At 57.9% G+C, this 20306-nt stretch carries 14 protein-coding genes; 9 read left to right on the top strand and 5 right to left on the bottom strand.

Features of this window, described 5'->3' with window-relative positions:
* Positions 1–338 precede the first annotated feature (338 nt).
* Genes mnmM through H586_RS0116510 form a run of 3 tightly spaced genes read left to right on the top strand, consistent with a single transcriptional unit; the run spans position 339 to position 2306 of the window.
* On the top strand, positions 339–926 hold the full coding sequence (mnmM, locus tag H586_RS0116520; RefSeq protein WP_027182571.1) for a tRNA 5-(aminomethyl)-2-thiouridylate-methyltransferase MnmM: 588 nt from the start codon (positions 339–341) through the stop codon (positions 924–926).
* 56 nt (positions 927–982) lie between these two features.
* Positions 983–1225, top strand: coding sequence for a hypothetical protein (locus H586_RS0116515; RefSeq protein WP_011366276.1), 243 nt, complete (start codon positions 983–985; stop codon positions 1223–1225).
* Between the two features lie 37 nt (positions 1226–1262).
* Positions 1263–2306, top strand: coding sequence for an FUSC family protein (locus H586_RS0116510; RefSeq protein WP_027182570.1), 1044 nt, complete (start codon positions 1263–1265; stop codon positions 2304–2306).
* 90 nt (positions 2307–2396) lie between these two features.
* Here H586_RS0116510 and H586_RS0116505 read toward each other — a convergent pair whose 3' ends face one another.
* Complete coding sequence (locus tag H586_RS0116505) at positions 2397–2819, bottom strand: universal stress protein (RefSeq protein ID WP_011366278.1); 423 nt, start codon at positions 2817–2819, stop codon at positions 2397–2399.
* Between the two features lie 146 nt (positions 2820–2965).
* The gene (gene asnS, locus H586_RS0116500) at positions 2966–4351 is read right to left on the bottom strand and encodes an asparagine--tRNA ligase (protein ID WP_027182569.1); all 1386 of its coding nucleotides are present in this window, start codon (positions 4349–4351) and stop codon (positions 2966–2968) included.
* A gap of 380 nt (positions 4352–4731) precedes the next feature.
* Between asnS and H586_RS0116495 the strand changes: the two genes are divergently transcribed.
* Complete coding sequence (locus H586_RS0116495) at positions 4732–6912, top strand: glutamine synthetase III family protein (protein WP_011366280.1); 2181 nt, start codon at positions 4732–4734, stop codon at positions 6910–6912.
* A gap of 277 nt (positions 6913–7189) precedes the next feature.
* Complete coding sequence (locus tag H586_RS0116490; RefSeq protein WP_011366281.1) at positions 7190–8539, top strand: glutamine synthetase family protein; 1350 nt, start codon at positions 7190–7192, stop codon at positions 8537–8539.
* A gap of 356 nt (positions 8540–8895) precedes the next feature.
* On the opposite strand, the gene topA is transcribed toward H586_RS0116490, so the two are convergent.
* Positions 8896–11139 (bottom strand): type I DNA topoisomerase, encoded by a 2244-nt coding sequence (topA, locus tag H586_RS0116480; RefSeq protein ID WP_027182567.1) that lies wholly within the window; start codon positions 11137–11139, stop codon positions 8896–8898.
* Positions 11140–11349: 210 nt separating this feature from the next.
* On the opposite strand from topA, the gene H586_RS0116475 reads away from it, so the two are divergent.
* Positions 11350–12138, top strand: coding sequence for a M48 family metallopeptidase (locus tag H586_RS0116475; RefSeq protein ID WP_011366283.1), 789 nt, complete (start codon positions 11350–11352; stop codon positions 12136–12138).
* A 156-nt stretch (positions 12139–12294) separates the two neighbouring features.
* Complete coding sequence (locus H586_RS19665) at positions 12295–13536, top strand: VgrG-related protein (protein ID WP_051364077.1); 1242 nt, start codon at positions 12295–12297, stop codon at positions 13534–13536.
* Between the two features lie 281 nt (positions 13537–13817).
* Here H586_RS19665 and H586_RS0116465 read toward each other — a convergent pair whose 3' ends face one another.
* Both H586_RS0116465 and H586_RS19660 read right to left on the bottom strand, forming a co-directional pair.
* A complete protein-coding gene (locus tag H586_RS0116465) occupies positions 13818–15218 on the bottom strand; it encodes a sigma-54-dependent transcriptional regulator (protein ID WP_027182566.1) in 1401 nt (466 codons plus the stop codon).
* A gap of 26 nt (positions 15219–15244) precedes the next feature.
* Positions 15245–17023: an ATP-binding protein gene (locus H586_RS19660; RefSeq protein ID WP_034619590.1), complete on the bottom strand. Its 1779-nt coding sequence runs from the start codon at positions 17021–17023 to the stop codon at positions 15245–15247.
* Between the two features lie 236 nt (positions 17024–17259).
* Between H586_RS19660 and H586_RS19655 the strand changes: the two genes are divergently transcribed.
* Both H586_RS19655 and H586_RS0116450 read left to right on the top strand, forming a co-directional pair.
* Positions 17260–17778: a periplasmic heavy metal sensor gene (locus tag H586_RS19655; protein WP_051364076.1), complete on the top strand. Its 519-nt coding sequence runs from the start codon at positions 17260–17262 to the stop codon at positions 17776–17778.
* 260 nt (positions 17779–18038) lie between these two features.
* Complete coding sequence (locus tag H586_RS0116450; protein WP_027182565.1) at positions 18039–20276, top strand: vitamin B12-dependent ribonucleotide reductase; 2238 nt, start codon at positions 18039–18041, stop codon at positions 20274–20276.
* The last annotated feature ends 30 nt before the right edge of the window (positions 20277–20306 follow it).

The following is a 20306-nucleotide window of genomic DNA, read 5'->3' as shown; positions in this document are numbered from 1 at the left end:
GTATGGGGTGCCGTGGCCTTCCACCAGTTCATGGTCTGGTAGACACGCTGCCGCTCTTGGGCGGAGAGGGCACGCAGGGCTCCGGCGATAAACGATGACCCGGAAGGAGGAACGGGTCTGCAGGTTGCAGCAGGTTGTGTCGGGACAGTGTACATATTCATAACCTCACCTATGCAGACCATAAAGCACAGGGCGTGCCAAAATGTTCATTTCTGTTATTCCGGGGTGTTACAAATGAGAGGCGGTCTTCAGGTGCAAGGTGTTGTGCATAAGCGGACAGCACCGTGCAGCTTTTTGTGCAGCATGATGCACATGTGCAATGCCTGCAGGGGGATCAGATGAGCAGAACGCCTGATGGGGGCATCCCCTCCATACTGGAATTTACGCACGGACTTGTGCGTCAGGTTGTGCGCAGCGCAGATACCGTTGTGGACGCCACCGCGGGTAACGGTCACGACACCTTGTTTCTGGCAGGTCTTGTGGGACCGCAGGGGCGGGTGTACGGATTTGACGTGCAGGCGCAGGCACTGGAAAATACGGCCAGGCGTCTGCAGCGGCACGGTGCGGAAAGGCAGGTGACGCTGTTTCATGCCGGACATGAAGCGGCAGGCAGGCTGCTGCCTGCCGGTACTGAAAATCTGGCCTGCGCCATGTTCAATCTGGGGTATCTGCCCGGCAGCGACAAGCAGGTGGTCACCACCTGGCACACCACCGAGGCGGCACTCAGGGCGGTTATGCCGCTGCTGCGTGCGGGAGGGCTTGTGACGCTGCATCTGTATACAGGTCATGCGGGCGGCAGTGCAGAAGCCGCAGCGGTACACGATTTCTGCGCCGCGCTGCCGTGGGACGGCTGGCGGGTGCTGCGCTATGACTTTTTGAACAAAGAGAAAAACAGGGAAACACTGCTGGCACTGTGCAGGCAGTAAAGACGCTGTTGTGTGTCTGTCTTATTGATATAACAAGATTTTTGAGGATGAAAAAAATGAGCGGAGAACATCTTGTATTTCCCGACAAAGAGGATATTGACCTGCTGCGTGCAGTTATGCGGGCCATCGAGGAAAAGCACCCCGGACGGTTCAACGACGCGCAGAAGGTCGAGGCGTTTACCAAAACCTGCGACCAGTATGATGATTCGCTGCCGCTGGAGCGTTTTATCAAACGTGCTATTATCAACTGCGTATGGGACCGGCCCATCATAGACAAGGATATTCTGGCGCGCGACTAGCTGCGGGCAGCGCCGTCGCGGTTTACTCAGGTTATATATGGCATATCACGATCCCACATCAGGCACTGCGCATGTGCGCCACGGTTTCAAAACCGGCCTTGCGGCGGTGCTTTCCTACTGGCTGGCAGAGTATTTCGGCTTCAAGTTCGGGTACTGGGCCGCCATATCAGCCGTTATCGTCATGCAGATGAACGTGGCGGATTCATTGCAGATGGGGTGGTACCGGTTTACGGGGACCGCTGTGGGGGCCGTCATCGGGGTTTTTGCCATTCTGGCGTTTCCCGATACGCTGCCCATGCATCTGCTGTCGCTTTTTGTTTCTGTGGCGTTCTGCGCATACATGACCCGGTACAATGCCCGGTACCGTATGGCTGCCATCACGGTATGCATCGTGGTGCTGGCCAGTTACGGGCAGCCGCAGCCTGTCATGTTCGGTTTGTTTCGTGTGCTGGAAATCACCGTGGGGGTAGGGTGTGCGTTTCTTGTTTCCGTCACGTTGTGGCCCCAGCGGGTGGGCGAAGTGCTGCGCCAGCGTCTGCGTGCGCAGTTTGCCGAAGGTGCCCGTCTGTACCAGCTGATGATGGAGGCATTCATTGATTCGCAGAAAGAACTGGATGCCGGCATGCTGGACGGCTTCAATGCCGGAGTGCTGGAAGACAAGACCCTGTACCGCAAGGTGGCCAGCCACGAGCGGATTCTGTACCACGACGATGTCCGGCTGCTTTCGCTGAAGGTAGATACGCTGGCCAAGTGTGCGGCTCACCTGCGCGCCATGCTGCACGCCCTTAATAACACGCAGGGCGAGGGGTATGACGTGATTATGAAGCACGAGCTGCGCACACTGGCAGAAGCCACCATGGAAGGCATGAAAGCCATCGGCGCCGGTGAGGTGCCCTGTACGGAGCATCTGGAGAGTGCGTTGCAGGCGTGTGAAACACGGCTTGCCGCACTGCGCAGCGAAGGCGCCACCCGCCGCTTTTATCTGCAGAAGCTGCTGCAGTTTTTTGCTTTTTATCACAGCATACAGTTTATGGCGCAGGACCTGCTGCACTATGCACGCTGCATGCGCGAATCTGCCTGATTATCCTGTTTAACGTTTTTTTGCGGCCTGCTTATGCGACAGGGCCTGCGGTGGCAGGCCCTGCGTAAATACCGGCGCAGACAGGTGCGGCTATGAGCCTGCGGGTATGACAAGCACCCTGCAGGGGGCCAGCTTGAGCACGCGCTGTGTGACGCTGCCCAGCAGCAGCCCTTCCAGCACGGTGCGTCCGCGCGAACTCATGACGATGAGATCACATTTTTCCCTGCGGGCCAGTTCGGCGATTTCTTCTGCTGGAGAACCATCCACCACGCGTTCAACATACCGGATGTTATGGTCCTGCAGAATATCGCGTGCCGGACCGAGGATTTCGTTGGAAAGCTTTGCCACTTCGCGGGCATAGTCAAGGTGCTGCTTAAGATTGGGGAACACTTCGTTGCAGTGCACAAGCAGCACGTCGGCCGTGAATATATTGGCGAGGCTGGCCGCTTCTCCGGCAGCGGTCAGAGAGCTTTTCGAACCGTCCACAGGGAGCAGTATCCGTTTGATTTCCATAGTGCGCCTCCTTTCAGTACGACAGACTGGCATACAGCATATAACGTCTGTAGGGCTATGGCAACGGATTCCGGAAATTCAGGGAGTACGCACAAAAAAAGCTCTGCAGATGCAGAGCTTTTTTTATGTACGGGCTGCCGGAGAGGCTAAAATTCCAGATGCCGCGGCGTACGGGGAAAGGGAATGACGTCGCGGATGTTGCCGATGCCGGTAAGCAGCATGAGCAGACGCTCAAACCCCATGCCGAAGCCGGCGTGGGGAGCGGTGCCGAATTTGCGCAGTTCCAGGTACCACCAGTAATCATCAGGATTCTGGCCCAGTTCTTTTATGCGGGCTTCCAGCACGTCCAGCCGCTCTTCGCGCTGCGAACCGCCAACCAGTTCGCCGATGCGCGGCACCAGCAGGTCCATGGCGGCCACGGTTTTGCCGTTATCATTCAGACGCATGTAAAAAGCCTTGATTTCTTTGGGGTAGTCATAGACAGCCACAGGCTTTTTAAAGTGTTCTTCGGCCAGATAGCGCTCATGTTCGGTCTGCAGATCTGCGCCCCACTCCGCGGGGTATTCAAATTTTCTGCCGCTGGCTTTCAGGATTTCGATGGCTTCCGTGTAGCTGACGCGGGCAAAGGGGTGGGCGAGAATGTTTTCAAGCCGCGCGGAAAGCTCTTTATCCACAAACTTGCAGAACAGGTCCAGGTCAGCTGCGCAATGCTTCATCACATGGCTGATTACATACTTGACCATGTCTTCTGCCAGCTGCATGTCGTCTTCAAGGTCGGCAAAGGCCATTTCCGGCTCGACCATCCAGAATTCGGCGGCATGGCGCGGTGTGTTGGAATTTTCGGCGCGGAAAGTGGGACCGAAGGTGTAAACCTTGCCGAGACTCTGTGCCATTATTTCAGCTTCCAGCTGACCGGAAACGGTCAGGCTGCATTCCTTGCCGAAAAAGTCCCCGTCAAACACCGAACCTTCTGCGGGTGCCGATGCGCCCACCGCGGGCAGGGTGGTCACCCGGAACATTTCTCCGGCGCCTTCACAGTCCGAACCGGTGAGAATGGGCGTGTGCACGTTGAAAAAGCCGTTTTCGCGGAAAAATGAGTGCACCGCGTAGCTTGCTTCCGCGCGGATGCGGAACGCGGCGCCGAATTTGTTGGTGCGCGGACGCAGATGCGCGATGGTGCGCAGGTATTCGTCGGAATGGCGTTTTTTCTGCAGCGGAAAAGTTTCGGGGTCGGCTTTGCCCAGCAGCGTCATGGTTGCGGCGCGCACTTCCCATTTCTGCCCTTTGCCCGGCGATTCCACCAGCTGCCCGCGGATGTCCACCGAAGCGCCCGTGGTGGCTTCTCCCACCGAACGGTAGGCATCGGTCTCTTCATCGACGATAACCTGTATATTGGTCAGGCACGACCCGTCGTTGAGTTCGAGAAAGGAAAAGCCTTTGGCATCACGGCGGGTGCGCACCCATCCGCAGATGCGGATATCGTCGCAGGGGGCGGATGCGTTGAGGGCGTCGAGTATCTGCGTACGTTTCATAAAAGAGTCTCCTTCGCGTGGCTGGTAGAACAATGGGCGGCCTGTCTGTGCGCGGCTGCTGCTTCTTGCGAAGGGATAGGCGGATTGGTGGTTGCGGTCAAGAGTGCGGCATCACAGCGTGCGCGCGGCACGGCGGAGGGGGTTATGTGCAGAAAGTCGCTATTTTGACAAAAAAGTTAACTAAGATGTTTTCGTAATGCTATTTTTAAACATTTATGTAAAAATTAATTTAAACAAAAAACAGGCATTTTTCATAACATGCTGTAATAGTTACTTCCGGGTTTGTTGGCACCGACTCTGCAATGTGGTACACAGGTTTTTTGCGGATCAACCCGCCCCACATCCATGCAATGTTCAAGACCCTAGTAAGGAGCAGCAGAATGAGCGGACATCAGGCAAGACTGAACGCGATTGCGGCAGTTACCAACTACAAGGCCGGAACGCCGGCATTCAGCTTTGCGGACTCGACGCCCACGGAACTGTTCGGCTCGAATGTATTTAATGATAAAGTCATGCGCGAGCGTCTGCCCAAAAAGGTGTACAAGTCGCTCATGCGCACCATCGAGCAGGGCGAAAAGCTGGATCCTTCGGTGGCGGATGTGGTGGCCACCGCCATGAAGGACTGGGCCATGTCCAAGGGTGCCACGCACTACACGCATGTTTTCTATCCGCTCAACGGGCTGACGGCTGAAAAGCATGACGGCTTTCTTACCCCTGACGGCAACGGTAACGTGCTGGCGGAATTCAGCGGCAGCCAGCTCATTCAGGGCGAACCGGACGCTTCCAGCTTTCCCAGCGGGGGACTGCGCGCCACTTTCGAGGCCCGCGGCTACACCGCATGGGATGTGACCAACCCCGCGTACATCATTGAAAACCCCAACGGAACGTTTCTGTGCATTCCCACGGCGTTTGTTTCGTGGACGGGCGAGGCGCTGGATAAAAAGACTCCGCTGCTGCGCGCCAGTCAGGCCCTGAACACGCAGGCGCGCCGCGTGCTGCGCCTTTTCGGCACTGATACGGGCGACAGGGTGGTTTCCTACGCCGGTGCCGAGCAGGAATATTTTCTGATCGACCGCAACTTCTTTTTTGCGCGTCCCGACCTGCAGCTTGCAGGCCGTACCCTGCTGGGGGCAAAACCGGCCAAGGGGCAGGAATTCGAAGACCATTATTTCGGCACGGTGCCGCGGCGGGTGCTGGCCTTTATGCTGGAAGTGGAGCACGAGCTGTACAAACTGGGCGTGCCGGTGAAAACCCGCCACAATGAAGTGGCCCCCGCACAGTTCGAAATAGCCCCCGTGTTCGAGGTGTCCAACCTTGCCACCGACCACAACCAGATAATCATGACGTCGCTTAAAAGCATTGCCAAGCGCTACGGCATGGCCTGCCTGCTGCACGAAAAACCCTTTGCGGGCATCAACGGATCGGGCAAGCACGTCAACTATTCTCTTGGCAACAGCAAACTGGGCAGCCTGTTTGACCCCGGCGATACCCCGCACGAAAATGCCCAGTTCCTTGTTTTCTGCGCTGCCATGATCCGCTCCGTGCACAAGTACGGTCATCTTATGCGCGCCGTTGTGGCATCTGCCAGCAACGACCATCGTCTGGGCGCCAATGAAGCACCGCCCGCCATCATGTCCGTGTATCTGGGCGAACAGCTGACCGATGTGTTTGAACAGATAAAGAACGGCGGTGCCAAGTCGTGCAAAAAACGCGGCATGCTGCAGGTGGGTGTGGATACGCTGCCGCCCCTGCCCATGGATGCGGGCGACCGTAACCGCACAAGCCCCTTCGCCTTTACGGGCAACCGGTTCGAGTTCCGTGCCGTGGGGTCCAACATGTCCATTGCCGGTCCGCAGGTGGCTTTGAACACCATGCTTGCAGAATCGCTGGACTACATTGCCACCGAGCTGGAAAAAACCACCGGCGGCGACCAGAGCAAGCTGCCCGAAGCCGTGCAGTGCCTGCTGCGCGATATCATCACCGAGCATGAAGCCGTTATTTTCAACGGTGACGGCTACTCTGACGAATGGCACAAGGAAGCGGAACGCCGCGGCCTCAGAAATCTGCCCACTTCGGTGCAGGCTTTGCCCGTGCTGACCGCACCAGAGGTTGTGGAACTGTTTGAAAAGTACGGTGTATTCTCTCGCCGCGAGCTGGAAAGCCGCCAGAGCATCTACCTTGAGCAGTACTGCCGCACCATTCACACCGAAGCCGCGCTGGTGGTGAAAATGGCCCGCACCCAGATATTCCCCGCGGCAGTGCGCTATCAGAGCGAACTGGCAGCCACCTGCGCAAACATGAAGGCCATCGGCATGGACTTTGTGACGCATACGCTGTCGGACCTGACCGAAAAGCTGCGCGGCCTGCAGCAGAATACCGACGCTCTGGATGCGCTTGTGAACAGTCATTTTGAATCCGAGATTGAAGAGGCTGCTTTCATGCGCGAAAAAGTGCTGCCCGCCATGGAAAAGGTGCGCAGCTATGCCGACCAGCTGGAAAACATTGTGGCTGACGATCTGTGGCCGCTGCCCAGCTATCAGGAAATGCTGTTTATCAAATAGGCAGACGCCTGTTTTTCCGACACTGTAAAGGCCCGCGTCAGCGGGCCTTTCCTTTTTCTGCGCCAGAAGCTATCAAGCGGAATCAGGAGCATGACGGAAGCAATTCTGCGTTGAATCCGTTTTGTCTCATGGCTAGTTTTGCAAAAATGTGATATGACGTTCCGTACAGGTTCATCAGCCGCCATGCCCGTCCGCTTGCGGGGCGGAACGTCGTGTCTGCCTCCTCAGCGGCGCCTTGTCTCATGCACCGCAACCAACCACCGAGAGGAAATAGCGTATGAGTACAAACTATCCCGTCTTCAACTGCAAAAACGGCGATGATGTCATCAGAGCCGTGAAGGACTACAATGTCAGCTTTGTGCAGTTCTGGTTTGTGGATATTCTGGGCAACCTCAAAAGTTTTCAGGTAACCCCTGACGAACTGGAAGCAGCCTTTGAAGAAGGAATGGGGTTTGACGGCTCCTCAATTCTCGGGTTCACCCGCATTGAAGAAAGCGACATGATCGCGTTTCCTGACGCTTCAAGCTTTCAGATATGCTCGTGGCGTCCCATGGACCGCCCCGTGGCCCGCATGTTCTGCGATATCCGCACGCCCGACGGCAACCCCTACGAAGGCGACCCCAGATATGTGCTGCGCAGGCTGGTGGATAAGGCCGCACAGAAGGGGTACACCTATTATGTAGGCCCGGAACTGGAATTTTTCCTTTTCGCTGACTCCACATGCCCCAGACCTCTTGATTCCGGAGGGTACTTTGACGCGCCCCCGCTGGATCTGGGCAATGAAGTGCGCCGTGACATTATTTTTGCCCTGCAGAAAATGGGCATAGATGTGGAATACAGCCATCATGAGGTGGCTCCTTCGCAGCACGAAATAGACCTGCGGTACAACGAAGCCCTGAAAATGGCTGATATAGCCATGACCTACAAGGTTGTGGTCAAAGAGATTGCCCGTAAACACGGCGTGTACGCCACGTTTATGCCCAAGCCCATTTTCGGCGAAAACGGCTCGGGCATGCATGTGCACCAGTCTCTTTTCAAGAACGGTAAAAACGCTTTCTTTGATGCCAACGACCCGCATCACCTGTCGGCCGAAGCCCGCCATTACATCGCCGGTCTGCTGACCCATGCCAGTGAGATTACCTGCATCACTAACCAGTGGGTGAACTCATACAAGCGGCTCGTGCCCGGATATGAGGCCCCGGTGTATATCGCGTGGGCGCAGCGCAACCGTTCGTCGCTTATCCGTGTGCCCATGTACAAACCCGGAAAGGAAGCGGCAACCCGTATCGAGCTGCGCAACCCCGACCCCGCCTGCAACCCGTACCTTGCCTTTGCCGCCATGCTGGGCGCAGGTCTGGAAGGCATAGAAAAAGGGTACGAGGTGCCGCGCGCGGTGGAAGAGAATATCTTTGCCATGGAGGCCGAAGACCTGAGCGCCAAGGGCATTGATTCGCTGCCCGGTTCGCTGTACGAGGCCGCGGTGGCCCTGCGGGACAGCGCCCTGATGAAAGAAGTGCTGGGCGAACATACGCACCAGAATCTTGTGGGCAACAAGCTCATTGAATGGGATGCCTACCGTACCCATGTTTCCGAGTTTGAGCTTAAGCGGTATCTGCCGGTCCTGTAGCCGGTGCACCGTCTGCCTCTCCGGGGCGGCGGTTACGCGTAAAGACAAACCCCGTCCTTTCCGGACGGGGTTTTATTTTCGGTAATGCCAGCCGCGGAGCAGACACAGCCATGCATGCCGGATGGCGGCAGACGCGGAATACGGGCCGGACAGGCCGCAGACACGGCTCTGCGCCTGCCGCGCTCGGTTATCTGCCGGTTTCTTTTCTCTGCCGGAGCCTGTTCTTTGTATAACATTATGCAAGCGTTCTGTAATACAAAAACGCCGCATACCGGTTGCAGAATATCTGACGGGCTGAAGCCGCCCCTAGCATAAATCCACAAAAAAAACGCGGGGCCGTTAAGCCCCGCGTCATGCTATTCTTCGTCTTCCAGCGCCCGCGTGTACTTGCAGGCAGGGCAGGCAATATGTTTGCCTCTTGCCTTGGTGGACTTGATAGTCAGAATTTTGGAATCGCACTGCGGGCAGGCTTCGGCCACAGGCCAGTTCCATGTGGCATAGTCACACTGGGGGTACCGGTTGCAGGAATAGAATATCTTGCCGCGGCGCGAGCTTTTTTCCACCAGCTGGCCGTCGCAGCCGTCATTGGGGCAGGGAACGCCGGTGGAAAACGGTTCGGTATGCTTGCAGTCGGGATAGCCCGTACAGGCGATGAATCTGCTGCCCGTGCGTGCCTGTTTGACCACAAGGTCTTTGCCGCATTCGGGGCAGGTGCCGACGGGTTTCAGTTCTTCCTGCTCACGTTCAACCAGCTGTATTGTTCCGCTTTCATCACGCGTGAAGTTACTGGTGTTTTTGCAGTCGGGGTAGCCGGTGCATGCCAGAAAGGGGCCGGCCTTGCCGAACTTGATGGCCATGGGTTTGCCGCATTCAGAGCACACGATGTCCGTTTCCAGCCCCGCCTTCACGGTTTTCATCTCTTTGGCGGCGGATGCCAGCGTAGGGTTGAAGTCGCTGGTGAAGTCCTTCATCAGTGCCACCCAGTCAAGGTCGCCTTCGGCCACTTTATCCAGCGAATTTTCCATCTGCGCGGTAAAGCCGATATCCATCAGCGTGCCGAAGTGGTTGGTAAGCATGTCACACACCACAAAGCCGAGATCGGTGGGCACAAAGTGCTTCTCTTCCAGACGGGTGTAGTCGCGGTCTACAATGGTGGAAATGATGCTGGCATACGTTGAGGGACGGCCGATGCCTTTTTCTTCCATCTCCCGCACCAGAGAGGCTTCGGAATAGCGGGCGGGAGGCTGTGTGAACTTCTGCTCTTTTTCCAGCAGGGTCAGTTCCAGCTTCTGCCCCTGCTGCATGGGGGGCAGCTCCACATTGGCTTCTTTGGCCGAAGCAGGCGCGGCGGCCATATACCCCGGAAAAAGCAGCCGTTCGCCTTTTACGCGCCACTGCGTGCCGCCGCATCCGATAAGCACCGTGGTGTCGTGGAAGCGGGCAGGCGCCATCTGCGAGGCCATGAACCGCGACCAGATAAGGCGGTACAGGCTGTACTGTTCCGGTGCCACCAGACCTTTTATTTTGTCCGGAGTCAGCGTTACGTCAACAGGGCGGATGGCTTCGTGCGCGTCCTGTGCCGAGCCTTTGGTTTTGTATACGGGCGCCTTGGCGGGGCAGTATTCTTTGCCGTACAGCGAGGCGATAAGCTCGCGCGCGCTGTCGCGGGCTTCATCCGAAATGCGGACGGAGTCGGTACGCATATAGGTGATGAGCGCCGTGGTGCCCATGTCGCCCAGATCAAGGCCTTCATACAGCCGCTGCGCCACCGACATGGTGCGCTTGGCGGAAAAACCGAGCCGCTGGCTGGCCAGCTGCTGCAGGGTGGAGGTGATGAACGGCGGCTGCGGTTTGCGTGAGCGTTCTTTCTCCTGCACCGAATCCACGATGAACGCTTTGCCCTCAATGGACTTTTCCAGTTCCTGCGCCTGCTCCGCGCTGGCAATGGCGGGTTTTTTGTCATCCACCTTGAAAAGTTCCGCCTTGAAGGGCGGGGGCGTTTCCGCGGCCAGATTGGCCCGGAAAACCCAGTATTCTTCCGATGTGAATGCATAGCGTTCGCGTTCGCGGTCTACAATCAGCCGCAGCGCCACCGACTGCACCCTGCCGGCAGAGATGCCGCGTTTTATTTTGTTCCACAGAATGGGCGAAATTTTGTAACCGACCAGTCTGTCGAGCACGCGGCGTGCCTGTTGTGCGTCAAACAGACTCCGGTTCAGCTCGCGCGGGTTTTCCAGCGCTTCGCGCACGGCGCGGGCGGTAATCTCGTTAAACTGGATACGGCTGATGTTTTTGTTTTCCTTGGCAATTATTTCAGCAACATGCCAGGCAATGGCCTCGCCCTCGCGGTCGGGGTCGGGCGCCAGAAATACATTATCAGCTTTTGCCGCAGCTTCGCGAAGGGCGGAAACAACCTTTTGTTTTCCCTGAATTACCTGATAGTCAGGAGAAAAGTCGTTTTCCTCGTCCACGCCGAGCTCCTTGGTCGGCAGGTCGCGGATATGTCCCACACTGGCCTGGACCATATATTTGTTGCCCAGAAACTTTTTGATAGTCTTCACCTTGGCGGGAGACTCGACGATGATGAGGTCTTTGCCCATGAGTTGTCCTTGTTCGCAGGCGGTTCCGCGGACGGAGCGCGTTGCGGCCTTTCGGGTGCTTGGTGTATAAAGCCTGTGCGGCCGTCGGGCTGTCACATGCTTTCAGGTAGGGGAAGATACGACAAATGCCAACAGCGTCAAGTTTGACGTGCCGCGCTTTGCCCGCTGAGGGCAGTCCGCGGCGGGCAGGAAGCCAGTAAGGACGGGATTATGCGCAGAAATATGAAAAAATGGCTTTTTGCCGCACTGACAGTGGCGGTACTGGTTGTCTCTGCCTGTGCCAAGGCGCCGTATACCGGCCGCAACCAGTTTATCATGATGGATTCGCAGCAGGAAATGGCGCTGGGGGCCTCTGAAGCGCAGAAAGTGATTAAGTCGGAGCAGATTGATACCACAAGCGACTATGCCCGTGCCGTGACCCGCGTGGGACGCCGCATAGCGGCCGTGGCCGGACACCCTGAATATAAATGGGAATTTCATACCGTCAAAAAAGACGTACCCAACGCCTTCTGCCTGCCGGGCGGAAAAATATTTGTGTATACAGGGCTGTTTGAAGCCGCCAAAGACGATGCGCAGCTGGCCGCTGTTATCGGTCACGAAGTGGGCCACGCCATCGCGCGGCACGGGGCGGAGCGGTATTCCACACAGGTTGTGGCGCAGCTGGGGCAGCTGGGGACGGCCATCGCCGTGGGCTCCCAGACATCGCCTGAGGTGGCGCAGGCCGCGGTGGCGGCGTATGGTATAGGTGTGGGCGTGGGCATACTGCTGCCCTACAGCCGCACCCACGAATACGAGGCCGACCGGATAGGTCTTATTCTTATGGCCAAGGCGGGGTACAACCCGGAAGCCGCGCTGACTTTCTGGCAGAACATGGCTGCCAAGGGCGGCAAAAAACCGCCGGAGTTCCTTTCTACCCACCCTGCTGATGAAAACCGCATAAAGGCCATCCGCCAGCTGCTGCCTGAGGCAAAAGGCTACTACCGGCCCGCATCTTCATAACCGTACGGCCGTGTCGGAGAATCGTCGGCCCTGCATGTTCCGGTTGCTGTCCATGTTTTTTTGCAAGGGTAACATGCCGGAAAAAAGAGGGTATGAAATATCGGCACTATGGTTGCTAGTCCTGCTGCGGGGTACTGCCCCGAGCGAGGAGGCACCATGGCATACGATCCTTTCAGCACCATAAGCCTGCAGAGGGCGGACAGGGTTCTGCGTACGCCCGTTACCGGCCGTACACTGCCTGCACAGCAGGCCGCCGCTGCAGGTTCCGGCACCGGACGCTTCGGGGAGCTGCTGGGCGGCAGCGCCCTGTCACGCAACGGTCAGAAGCTGCTTGATGATGTTCTGGGGCTGGGCAAAGGTGACGGCAAAGAAGAATCTCCGCTTGAAGGCGCCATGCTGGGCAGCATGAATCTACTGAATACCAGAGCGCTGGCCACCCTTACCAGAGTGCTCTCCGGCCCGTCCGGTCTGGCCGGTCTGGCATCGGGCGGAGCACCTGCCGGTACCGCGGCACTGCCCGTGGAAGGGCTGGCTTCGTTGCGGTCTGCCATAGCCGATGCCGTGGGACTGGGCAGTGAAACCGGTGAAGTAAGAGGCCGCATATCATGGAACGGTGCGGCTGCAGCCTACCGGCAGGCCGCGGAAGCTCCGGACGGCATGAGCGCGCTCCGGCAGGAACCTGCTGCGCCCGAATCTGCCGGAAAGATTGCTCCTGCTGACGGGAAGAACGCCGCAGGCGGCGTTGCGGAGTCTGCACCGCTTACCGGCTGGCTGGCAGCGCAATTTGAGTCCGGCACGCAGGGCGTGGCAAGCATCGGCTACGACCGTCATGGCGGCACCTCCTACGGAAAATATCAGATTTCCTCGCGGGCGGGCAGCATGGATGCCTTTATCCGCTTTCTGCAGCGGGCAGCACCCGAGTACGCGCAGCGTCTCAACGCCGCAGGGCCGGCCAACACCGGCGGTACGCAAGGTGCAATGCCCCGTGTATGGGCGCAAATCGCCGCTGCTGATCCGGCAGGATTTGAATCATTGCAGAACAGATTCGTGCGGGAGAACAATTTCCTTCCCGCTTTGCGAAAGGTTACCCGCAACTCGGTACTTGAACGCGACCATATGAGCGGTGTTCTGGGCGAAGTGCTGTGGAGCACCGCCGTGCAGCACGGGCCCACAGGCGCAGCGCGCATTTTCCGTCAGGCTCTGGGCAGAACCGGACAGGATGATTCTTTTACCGATCCTGCATTTCAAGGGCGGTTTATACGCACAGTTTATGACCTGCGCAGCAGGCAGTTCGGTTCCTCCACCAACGCCGTGCGCTCCGCAGTGCAAAACCGCCTTGAACGCGAAATGGAACTGGCGCTTTCATTGATCGGATCAGATAAATCGCTGTTTGCCTGATTTTGCGGATTTTGCCCGCCGGATGCCTGAGAAACCTGAGAAGCCTGAGAAGCCTGAAGAAAACCCCGTCAGGGGGCGGCTGAACCTTCCGCCACTGTAATGCGCCCCGTGCAAGGCACAGCGATGCCCGCAACGCGACGCGCCGTGCGGTTGCCGCCATGCAGCCGCAACCGTAAGCCCTTCGATGTCAGCTGACCGCGGCAGAACATGCGCAACGGGGGATGCAGGGGGAATCATGCCTCTTGCCCGCCGGAGGTCTTGTTCCGGTTCCGGTCTTCCGGTTATTCCATGCCGTATTTTTTCAGCTTGTTGTGCAGTGTTGCGCGGGTGATGCCCAGCCGGCGGGCGGCTTCGCTTTTATTGTCGGCACATTCGCGCAGCGTTGCCTCAATGGCGCGGCGTTCCAGATTTTCCAGCGAGAGCCCCGCATAGGGGTCATGGACGGTGTCGGGCAGCGGTGTGTCCGTATCGGACACTGCTGCGGTGATATCCGTTTCGCCGTCAGCCGCTGCAATGTCCGGCGGCAGTTCGCGTCCGGTGACATATTCGCCCATGCTCATGATAACGGCGCGCTCCACGGCGTTTTCCAGTTCACGCACATTGCCCGGCCAGTCATAGTTGACCAGACAGTTCATGGCCTGCGGGGTGAATCCTTTGAGCATCTTGCGGTTACGTTCGGCATAGCGGGTCAGAAAGTGTCCGGCCAGCAGGGGGATGTCGTCGCGCCGTTCCCGCAGTGCCGGTACCGCTATGCCGATGACGTTGAGCCGGTAAAACAGGTCTTCGCGGAACCTGCCTGCGGTCACCTCTGCGGTCAGATTGCGGTTGGTTGCGGCGATGACGCGTACATCGACTCTCAGCGGGTTGTCGCTGCCTACCCTCTGGATTTCACCCTGCTGCAGCGCACGCAGCAGCTTTGCCTGCAGTGCCAGAGACATTTCGCCCAGTTCATCCAGAAACAACGTACCGCCGTCCGCCTGAACAAACCGCCCGTCGCGTTTTTTGTCCGCACCGGTAAAAGCACCTTTTTCGTGGCCGAACAGTTCTGATTCCAGCAGCGATTCCGTAAGGGCGGCGCAGTTGACGGTTACCAGCGGTCTGTCACGTCTGCTGCTTCCTTCGTGTATGGCTCTGGCCACCAGTTCTTTGCCTGTGCCCGATTCTCCGGTGATGAGTACCGTGGCGTCGCTGGGCGCCACTGTGGCCACCAGCTCGGTAAGCCGGCGCACGGCCTCGCTGCGGCCGATAATGCGCGAGGCAGCCTGCCCCGCGGACAGAGAGCTGCGCAGCTCTCTGTTTTCCGAGGCCAGCCGCGTGTGATCAAGCGCGCGCTCCAGCGTCAGTTTCAGCTCGTCGAAATCAAGCGGCTTTGTCAGGTAGTCATAAGCACCTATTTTCAGGGCTTCCACCGCTGTATTCACCGAAGAATATGCCGTCATGATAAGCACGGGAATGGCCGGATTGTGGGCCATGATATGCCGCAGGGCTTCTATGCCGCTCATGCGGGCCATGCGGATATCCATCAGGATGGCGTCATATGCGCGCTCCTGCACCTTGCTCACGGCCACGGAACCGTCGTCGGCTTCTTCCGCCGAGTACTGCCAGCCGCGCAGCATGGTGCGCAGCATGGTTCTGTGCGCCTGATCATCATCCACTATCAATATGGTAGGAGCGTTTGTCATGGCTGTTCCTTTGACGCGCCGCCGGGTCAGCTGTTCGCGTTGCGTTGCGGTTCAAGCGGCAGAATGAGAGATATTTCCGTTCCGCTGCCTACGGAAGACTGCACGGCTATTTCGCCGCCGTGGGCCTCCACTATTTTGTGCACAATGGCCAGCCCGAGCCCCGTTCCCTGACTTTTGGTGGTGAAATACGGGTCAAACATGGTGCTCAGGGTTTCGGGCGTTATGCCGCAGCCCGTGTCACGCACCTTGAACCGCAGCAGCCTGCGGCCTTCGGAAGAGGTACTGTCGGTGTCAACGCTCAGCGTCAGTACGCCGCCGCTTTCCATGGCATCCAGTGCGTTAAGGCAGACATTCAGCAGCGCCTGCGTCACTCTGTCGGGGTCGAGCACTGCCTGCGGCAGGTCGTCCGCCGCGGCGAACCGCAAGTCTATGTTTTTGCCCGCGGCATCCTGCCGGATAAGGCGGAGTACGTTTTCTGCCAGCGATTCCGGTCTGCTGGGCTTTAAAGACAGGTCCGACGGGCGGGCCAGACCGATAAGGTCGGAAATGACGCGGTTGAGCCTGTCCACCTCCTGCACCATGATCCGGGCGGCATCGCGGTCTTCGCTGCCTTCGGCAAAGCGGGTGCCGAAATAGGTGGCATATCCTTTGATGGAGCTGAGCGGATTGCGTATTTCGTGAGCCACCCCCGCAGCCAGACTGCCTATGGCTGCCAGCTTTTCGCGCCTGCGTACTTCTTCTTCCAGTCTGCGCACTTCGCTCAGGTCGTGCAGCAGCAGCAGTTTGCCCATCAGCGAACCGTCTTCGCCTGTTATGCACGCACCGGTAACACTGACCGGGACAGGGCCTCCGGTGCCGGAAAGCACCGTTTCTCTGCCGCTCAGTATGTGCTGGGTGTCCAGCTGGCGTACGGCATGCATGAGTACCGGCGGCAGCGGCGGGCAGCCTGCGGCTGCTTCGTGCGCATCGTGAGCGGCGGTACCGTCTCCCAGCATGGCGCGGGCCGCATTGTTCATGAAAGAAACATCTCCGGCGGCATCCAGCACCACCAGACCTTCGGGGAGATTGGAAACAATCTCATCCGACAGGGCCTGTGTGCTTTCCAGCTCTTTGCGTGCGCGGCGGACATTCTGTGCCCAGATAAGCGATATGAAACCCGCAACCCCCAACAGCAGCACTATGGCTGCCATGGTCATGGTGTGCTGTTTGTCCTGTCTGCGGGCGTCCTCGAACGGCTGAACGTCGAACCCGACAAAAATGATGGGCGGCGGGCCGTCCGGCTGCTGCCAGTTATCCCACGCGTGGTTGCGCATGTGCGGCATCATGTGTCCCCTGCGGGCATGGCGGCCCTGCAGTGGTGCAAATTCACGGTAGACCACAAAGTATCGTTTACCGGCCTGCCCGAAAATGCTCCACCTCGGGCGTGTGTCAGGCCGCAGCAGGTCGGTGGTCACCTCGGCGCCGAAAAGCCGTTTGCCTACCTGTTCGTTGTTGCTGTGGGCCACAATATTGCCTTCCCTGTCTGTCAGGGCAATGAAATCAATATCCGGCTGGTCGGCCATTTCTTCCAGCAGCACCTGCAGGCGGAACGCGCTGCCGCGCATGCCCGTTCGTGCTCCGGCCTCAAATGCCTTGATAAGCGATCCGCCTTTTTCCAGCAGGATATTGGCCATGTATTGTTCCGAACGGGTGATGTTGCGCACTGAAAGCGCCACAACCACCACGCCCAGAATGACCGCCGCGCCGATAACCAGCCACGGCGAGGCAAACGGCCCGGGAAGGGAATGTTTTTTTCTGAAGTGCATTGCCGTCACCTTGCGTGTTCAATATTTGTACAGCGTCTATTTTTTATACAGTGCTTTTTCTCAAAGGTGTATGTTTTTTATACACTGACTTTCACTGTGTTGTCCCGCTTCTGTGCATAACATGCCGGTTTGTTGTGCGATATTGCTTCATGTGCGTGTATGGCACGCCTGTTGCTCTATCATGAGCAAATGCAAGCAACGCACCAGAAGGTGCACAAGGTAATCCGGAGGACATTATGAAGACCCGTTCCATTATCACCATAGTAGCAGCCCTCGGTATTTTTGCTCTGGCAGCAGTGGCTTTTGCCGGTCCTTACGGACACGGATACGGCCATCGCGGCGGATACGGCGGCATGGGCTCCGGCGGCGGGGCGGCCGTGTGCCCCTTTGGCGGCAGCGGACCCGGCGGTCAGGCCGCATATGATTCGCTGACACCCGACAAGCAGGCTCTGTATGACAAGATTGTGGCCGAAGCCGACGGCAAGATGACCCCCCTGCGCGACAAGCTGTTTGCCAAGCAGGCAGAATTGAATGCCATGTACAACAATCCGGCCACAGACCCCGCGGCAGTGGGCAAGACTGCCGGTGAAGTGGCCCAGCTGCGCACTCAGCTGCGCAACCTGCACATTGAACTTTCCCAGCGCCTTGAAAAGGAAGTGGGGCTCAAGTCCGGCTTCGGACGCGGTCACCGCGGCGGGTTTCATCGGGGCGGCGGCTACCATATGGGTGGCGGCATGATGGGCGGACACTACTAAACAGCACAACGGCGCTGCTTCCTTCACAGCGGCAGCCGCGGCATACTGCGGGTACAGACCGGCCGGAGCAATTCCGGCCGGTTTTTTTGTGCGCGGTCAGCGGTGTGCCGCGGCGGCAGTGTACGGACACGCACCGTGTCAACAACTGCAGATTGTGATGCGGCAGTGGCTTTTTCCGGCAGGGCATGCTAAGCTCCGTAGCAGGTAGTAAAAGTTGAGAAAAACTATAACCAATTGATTTGATACGTTAAAGGGATGACATGAAACAGCCGGAAGACTTGCAGCCCGTTGTGCTCAACCAGAATGCAGAGGTCGTGCTTTCGAAGCGTTATTACCGCAAAGGCCCTGACGGAGAACCGCTGGAAGATGCCACGGGGCTTTTCTGGCGTGTGGCGTCTGCCATCGCGGCGGAGGAGGGTAAATACCCTGATTCGTCGTGCAGGGCGGACGAACTGGCCCGTGAATTTTACGACCTGATGACATCGTGGAAATTTTTACCCAATTCTCCCACGCTGATGAATGCGGGCACTGATCTGGGTCAGCTGGCGGCCTGTTTTGTGCTGCCGGTGGGTGATTCCATAGAAGAGATCTTTGACGCCGTGAAACATGCCGCCATGATTCATAAATCAGGAGGCGGAACAGGGTTTTCATTCTCGCGCCTGCGTCCGGCGGCCAGCCGTGTGGGGTCCACGGGCGGGGTTGCCTCGGGTCCGCTTTCTTTTTTACGCATTTTCAATACCGCCACGGAGCAGATTAAACAGGGAGGCACACGCCGCGGGGCCAATATGGGCATTCTGCGTGTGGACCATCCGGACATTCTGGAATTCATCCGCGCCAAGGAACGTGAAGGGGAATTCAATAACTTCAACCTTTCCGTTGCGCTGACCGAAGATTTTATGAAGGCGGTGGAAAAAGGTGAAGAATATCCCCTGATGGCGCCGCACTCCGGCGAAGCCAAAGGTACCCTGAATGCCCGTGAGGTGTTTGAGATACTGGTGCAGAAAGCGTGGGAGTCGGGGGATCCGGGCATTGTTTTCATCGACCGGATAAACCGTGACAACCCCACGCCCGCACAGGGCGAGATGGAGTCCACAAACCCGTGCGGGGAGCAGCCACTGCTGCCTTACGAGGCCTGCAATCTCGGTTCCGTCAATCTGGCCGGACTGTACCTTGCGGGGCATGGCAGCACGGCAGATTCCATAGACTGGGCAGAGCTTAAGCGTATTATCAGGCTTTCCGTGCGTTTTCTGGATAATGTCATCGATGCTTCGCGCTATCCGCTGGACCGCATAACAGAAACGGTGCACAGAAACCGCAAAATCGGGCTGGGCGTCATGGGCTGGGCCGACCTGCTGTTTCAGCTGCGCATTCCCTACGACAGTCAGGATGCCGTTAAGCTTGCCGGCCGTGTCATGGAATTCATCCGCGCGGAAGGCCGTGCCGCCTCCAAACAGCTTGCCAAGGAACGCGGACCCTTTCCGGCTTACGCCGAGTCAGTGTTCGGACAGCGGGACCTCGGACCGTACCGCAACGCCACCATAACGACCATTGCCCCCACCGGAACCCTGTCCATTCTTGCGGGATGCTCTTCCGGGGTTGAACCGTTGTTTGCGCTCAGCTTTGCGCGGCATGTCATGGACGGCGAGCGTCTGGTGGAAGTGAATCCTTATTTTGAGCAGGCGCTCAAGGACGAGCAGTGCTATTCTGAAAAGCTGATGGAAGCTGTAACGCAGAAAGGGTCTGTGCAGACAATGGAGCACCTGCCGCAGCATATGCGCGATGTTTTTGTGACAGCCATGGACATAGAGCCCGTATGGCATCTGAAAATGCAGGCGGCGTTTCAGGAATATACCGACAACGCCGTGTCCAAGACCGTCAACCTGCCCAACAGCGCAACCATTGACGACATACGCAGCATTTACTGGATGGCGTATGAGCGGGGCTGCAAGGGGGTTACCGTATACCGTGACGGCTGCAAACAGTCGCAGGTTCTGTGCACCGGCGACGGAGAAAAAAGCAAGGAAGAGCAGAAAAAAGAACGCAGCGTTGTGCGTGAACGTCCTGATATCGTATACGGATTTACCCAGAAAGTGGAAACGGGGCTGGGTGTGCTGTATGTGACTATTAACGAAGTGGACGGAAGGCCGTTTGAACTGTTCACCACCATAGGCAAGTCGGGACGGTCCATCACCGCAAAGGCGGAAGCCATCGGCAGACTGGTTTCGCTGGCGCTGCGCTCCGGCGTTGAGGTGATGGAAATAGTGCGGCAGCTCAAGGGTATAGGCGGAGAACACCCCAAGTTTCAGAAAAAAGGATTGCTGCTGTCCATACCCGATGCCATTGCATGGGTAATGGAAAACAGGTACCTAAAGGCCAAGGTGCCCGTACACGCTCCCAACGGGCTCGGTAGGCAGCAGTGCCCCGATTGCGATGAAGAACTGGTGTTTCAGGAAGGCTGCCATATCTGCCCTGCCTGCGGATTCACCAAATGCGGTTGATACGCCGCGCACCATCAGCACAAACAGGGG

It is taken from the genome of Oleidesulfovibrio alaskensis DSM 16109 (assembly GCF_000482745.1).
In the GTDB taxonomy this organism is placed as follows: Bacteria; Desulfobacterota; Desulfovibrionia; order Desulfovibrionales; family Desulfovibrionaceae; genus Oleidesulfovibrio; species Oleidesulfovibrio alaskensis.
The sequence above is the reverse complement of the archived record's forward strand: the minus strand, read 5'-3'. Positions and strand labels throughout refer to the sequence as shown.

What these genes read in the sequence shown, in the direction of transcription:
- mnmM (WP_027182571.1), top strand. Translation starts at nt 339, where the DNA reads ATGAGCAGAACGCCTGATGGGGGCATCCCCTCCATACTGGAATTTACG.
- H586_RS0116515 (WP_011366276.1), top strand. Translation starts at nt 983, where the DNA reads ATGAGCGGAGAACATCTTGTATTTCCCGACAAAGAGGATATTGACCTG.
- H586_RS0116510 (WP_027182570.1), top strand. Translation starts at nt 1,263, where the DNA reads ATGGCATATCACGATCCCACATCAGGCACTGCGCATGTGCGCCACGGT.
- H586_RS0116505 (WP_011366278.1), bottom strand. Translation starts at nt 2,819, where the DNA reads ATGGAAATCAAACGGATACTGCTCCCTGTGGACGGTTCGAAAAGCTCT.
- asnS (WP_027182569.1), bottom strand. Translation starts at nt 4,351, where the DNA reads ATGAAACGTACGCAGATACTCGACGCCCTCAACGCATCCGCCCCCTGC.
- H586_RS0116495 (WP_011366280.1), top strand. Translation starts at nt 4,732, where the DNA reads ATGAGCGGACATCAGGCAAGACTGAACGCGATTGCGGCAGTTACCAAC.
- H586_RS0116490 (WP_011366281.1), top strand. Translation starts at nt 7,190, where the DNA reads ATGAGTACAAACTATCCCGTCTTCAACTGCAAAAACGGCGATGATGTC.
- topA (WP_027182567.1), bottom strand. Translation starts at nt 11,139, where the DNA reads ATGGGCAAAGACCTCATCATCGTCGAGTCTCCCGCCAAGGTGAAGACT.
- H586_RS0116475 (WP_011366283.1), top strand. Translation starts at nt 11,350, where the DNA reads ATGCGCAGAAATATGAAAAAATGGCTTTTTGCCGCACTGACAGTGGCG.
- H586_RS19665 (WP_051364077.1), top strand. Translation starts at nt 12,295, where the DNA reads ATGGCATACGATCCTTTCAGCACCATAAGCCTGCAGAGGGCGGACAGG.
- H586_RS0116465 (WP_027182566.1), bottom strand. Translation starts at nt 15,218, where the DNA reads ATGACAAACGCTCCTACCATATTGATAGTGGATGATGATCAGGCGCAC.
- H586_RS19660 (WP_034619590.1), bottom strand. Translation starts at nt 17,023, where the DNA reads ATGCACTTCAGAAAAAAACATTCCCTTCCCGGGCCGTTTGCCTCGCCG.
- H586_RS19655 (WP_051364076.1), top strand. Translation starts at nt 17,260, where the DNA reads ATGAAGACCCGTTCCATTATCACCATAGTAGCAGCCCTCGGTATTTTT.
- H586_RS0116450 (WP_027182565.1), top strand. Translation starts at nt 18,039, where the DNA reads ATGAAACAGCCGGAAGACTTGCAGCCCGTTGTGCTCAACCAGAATGCA.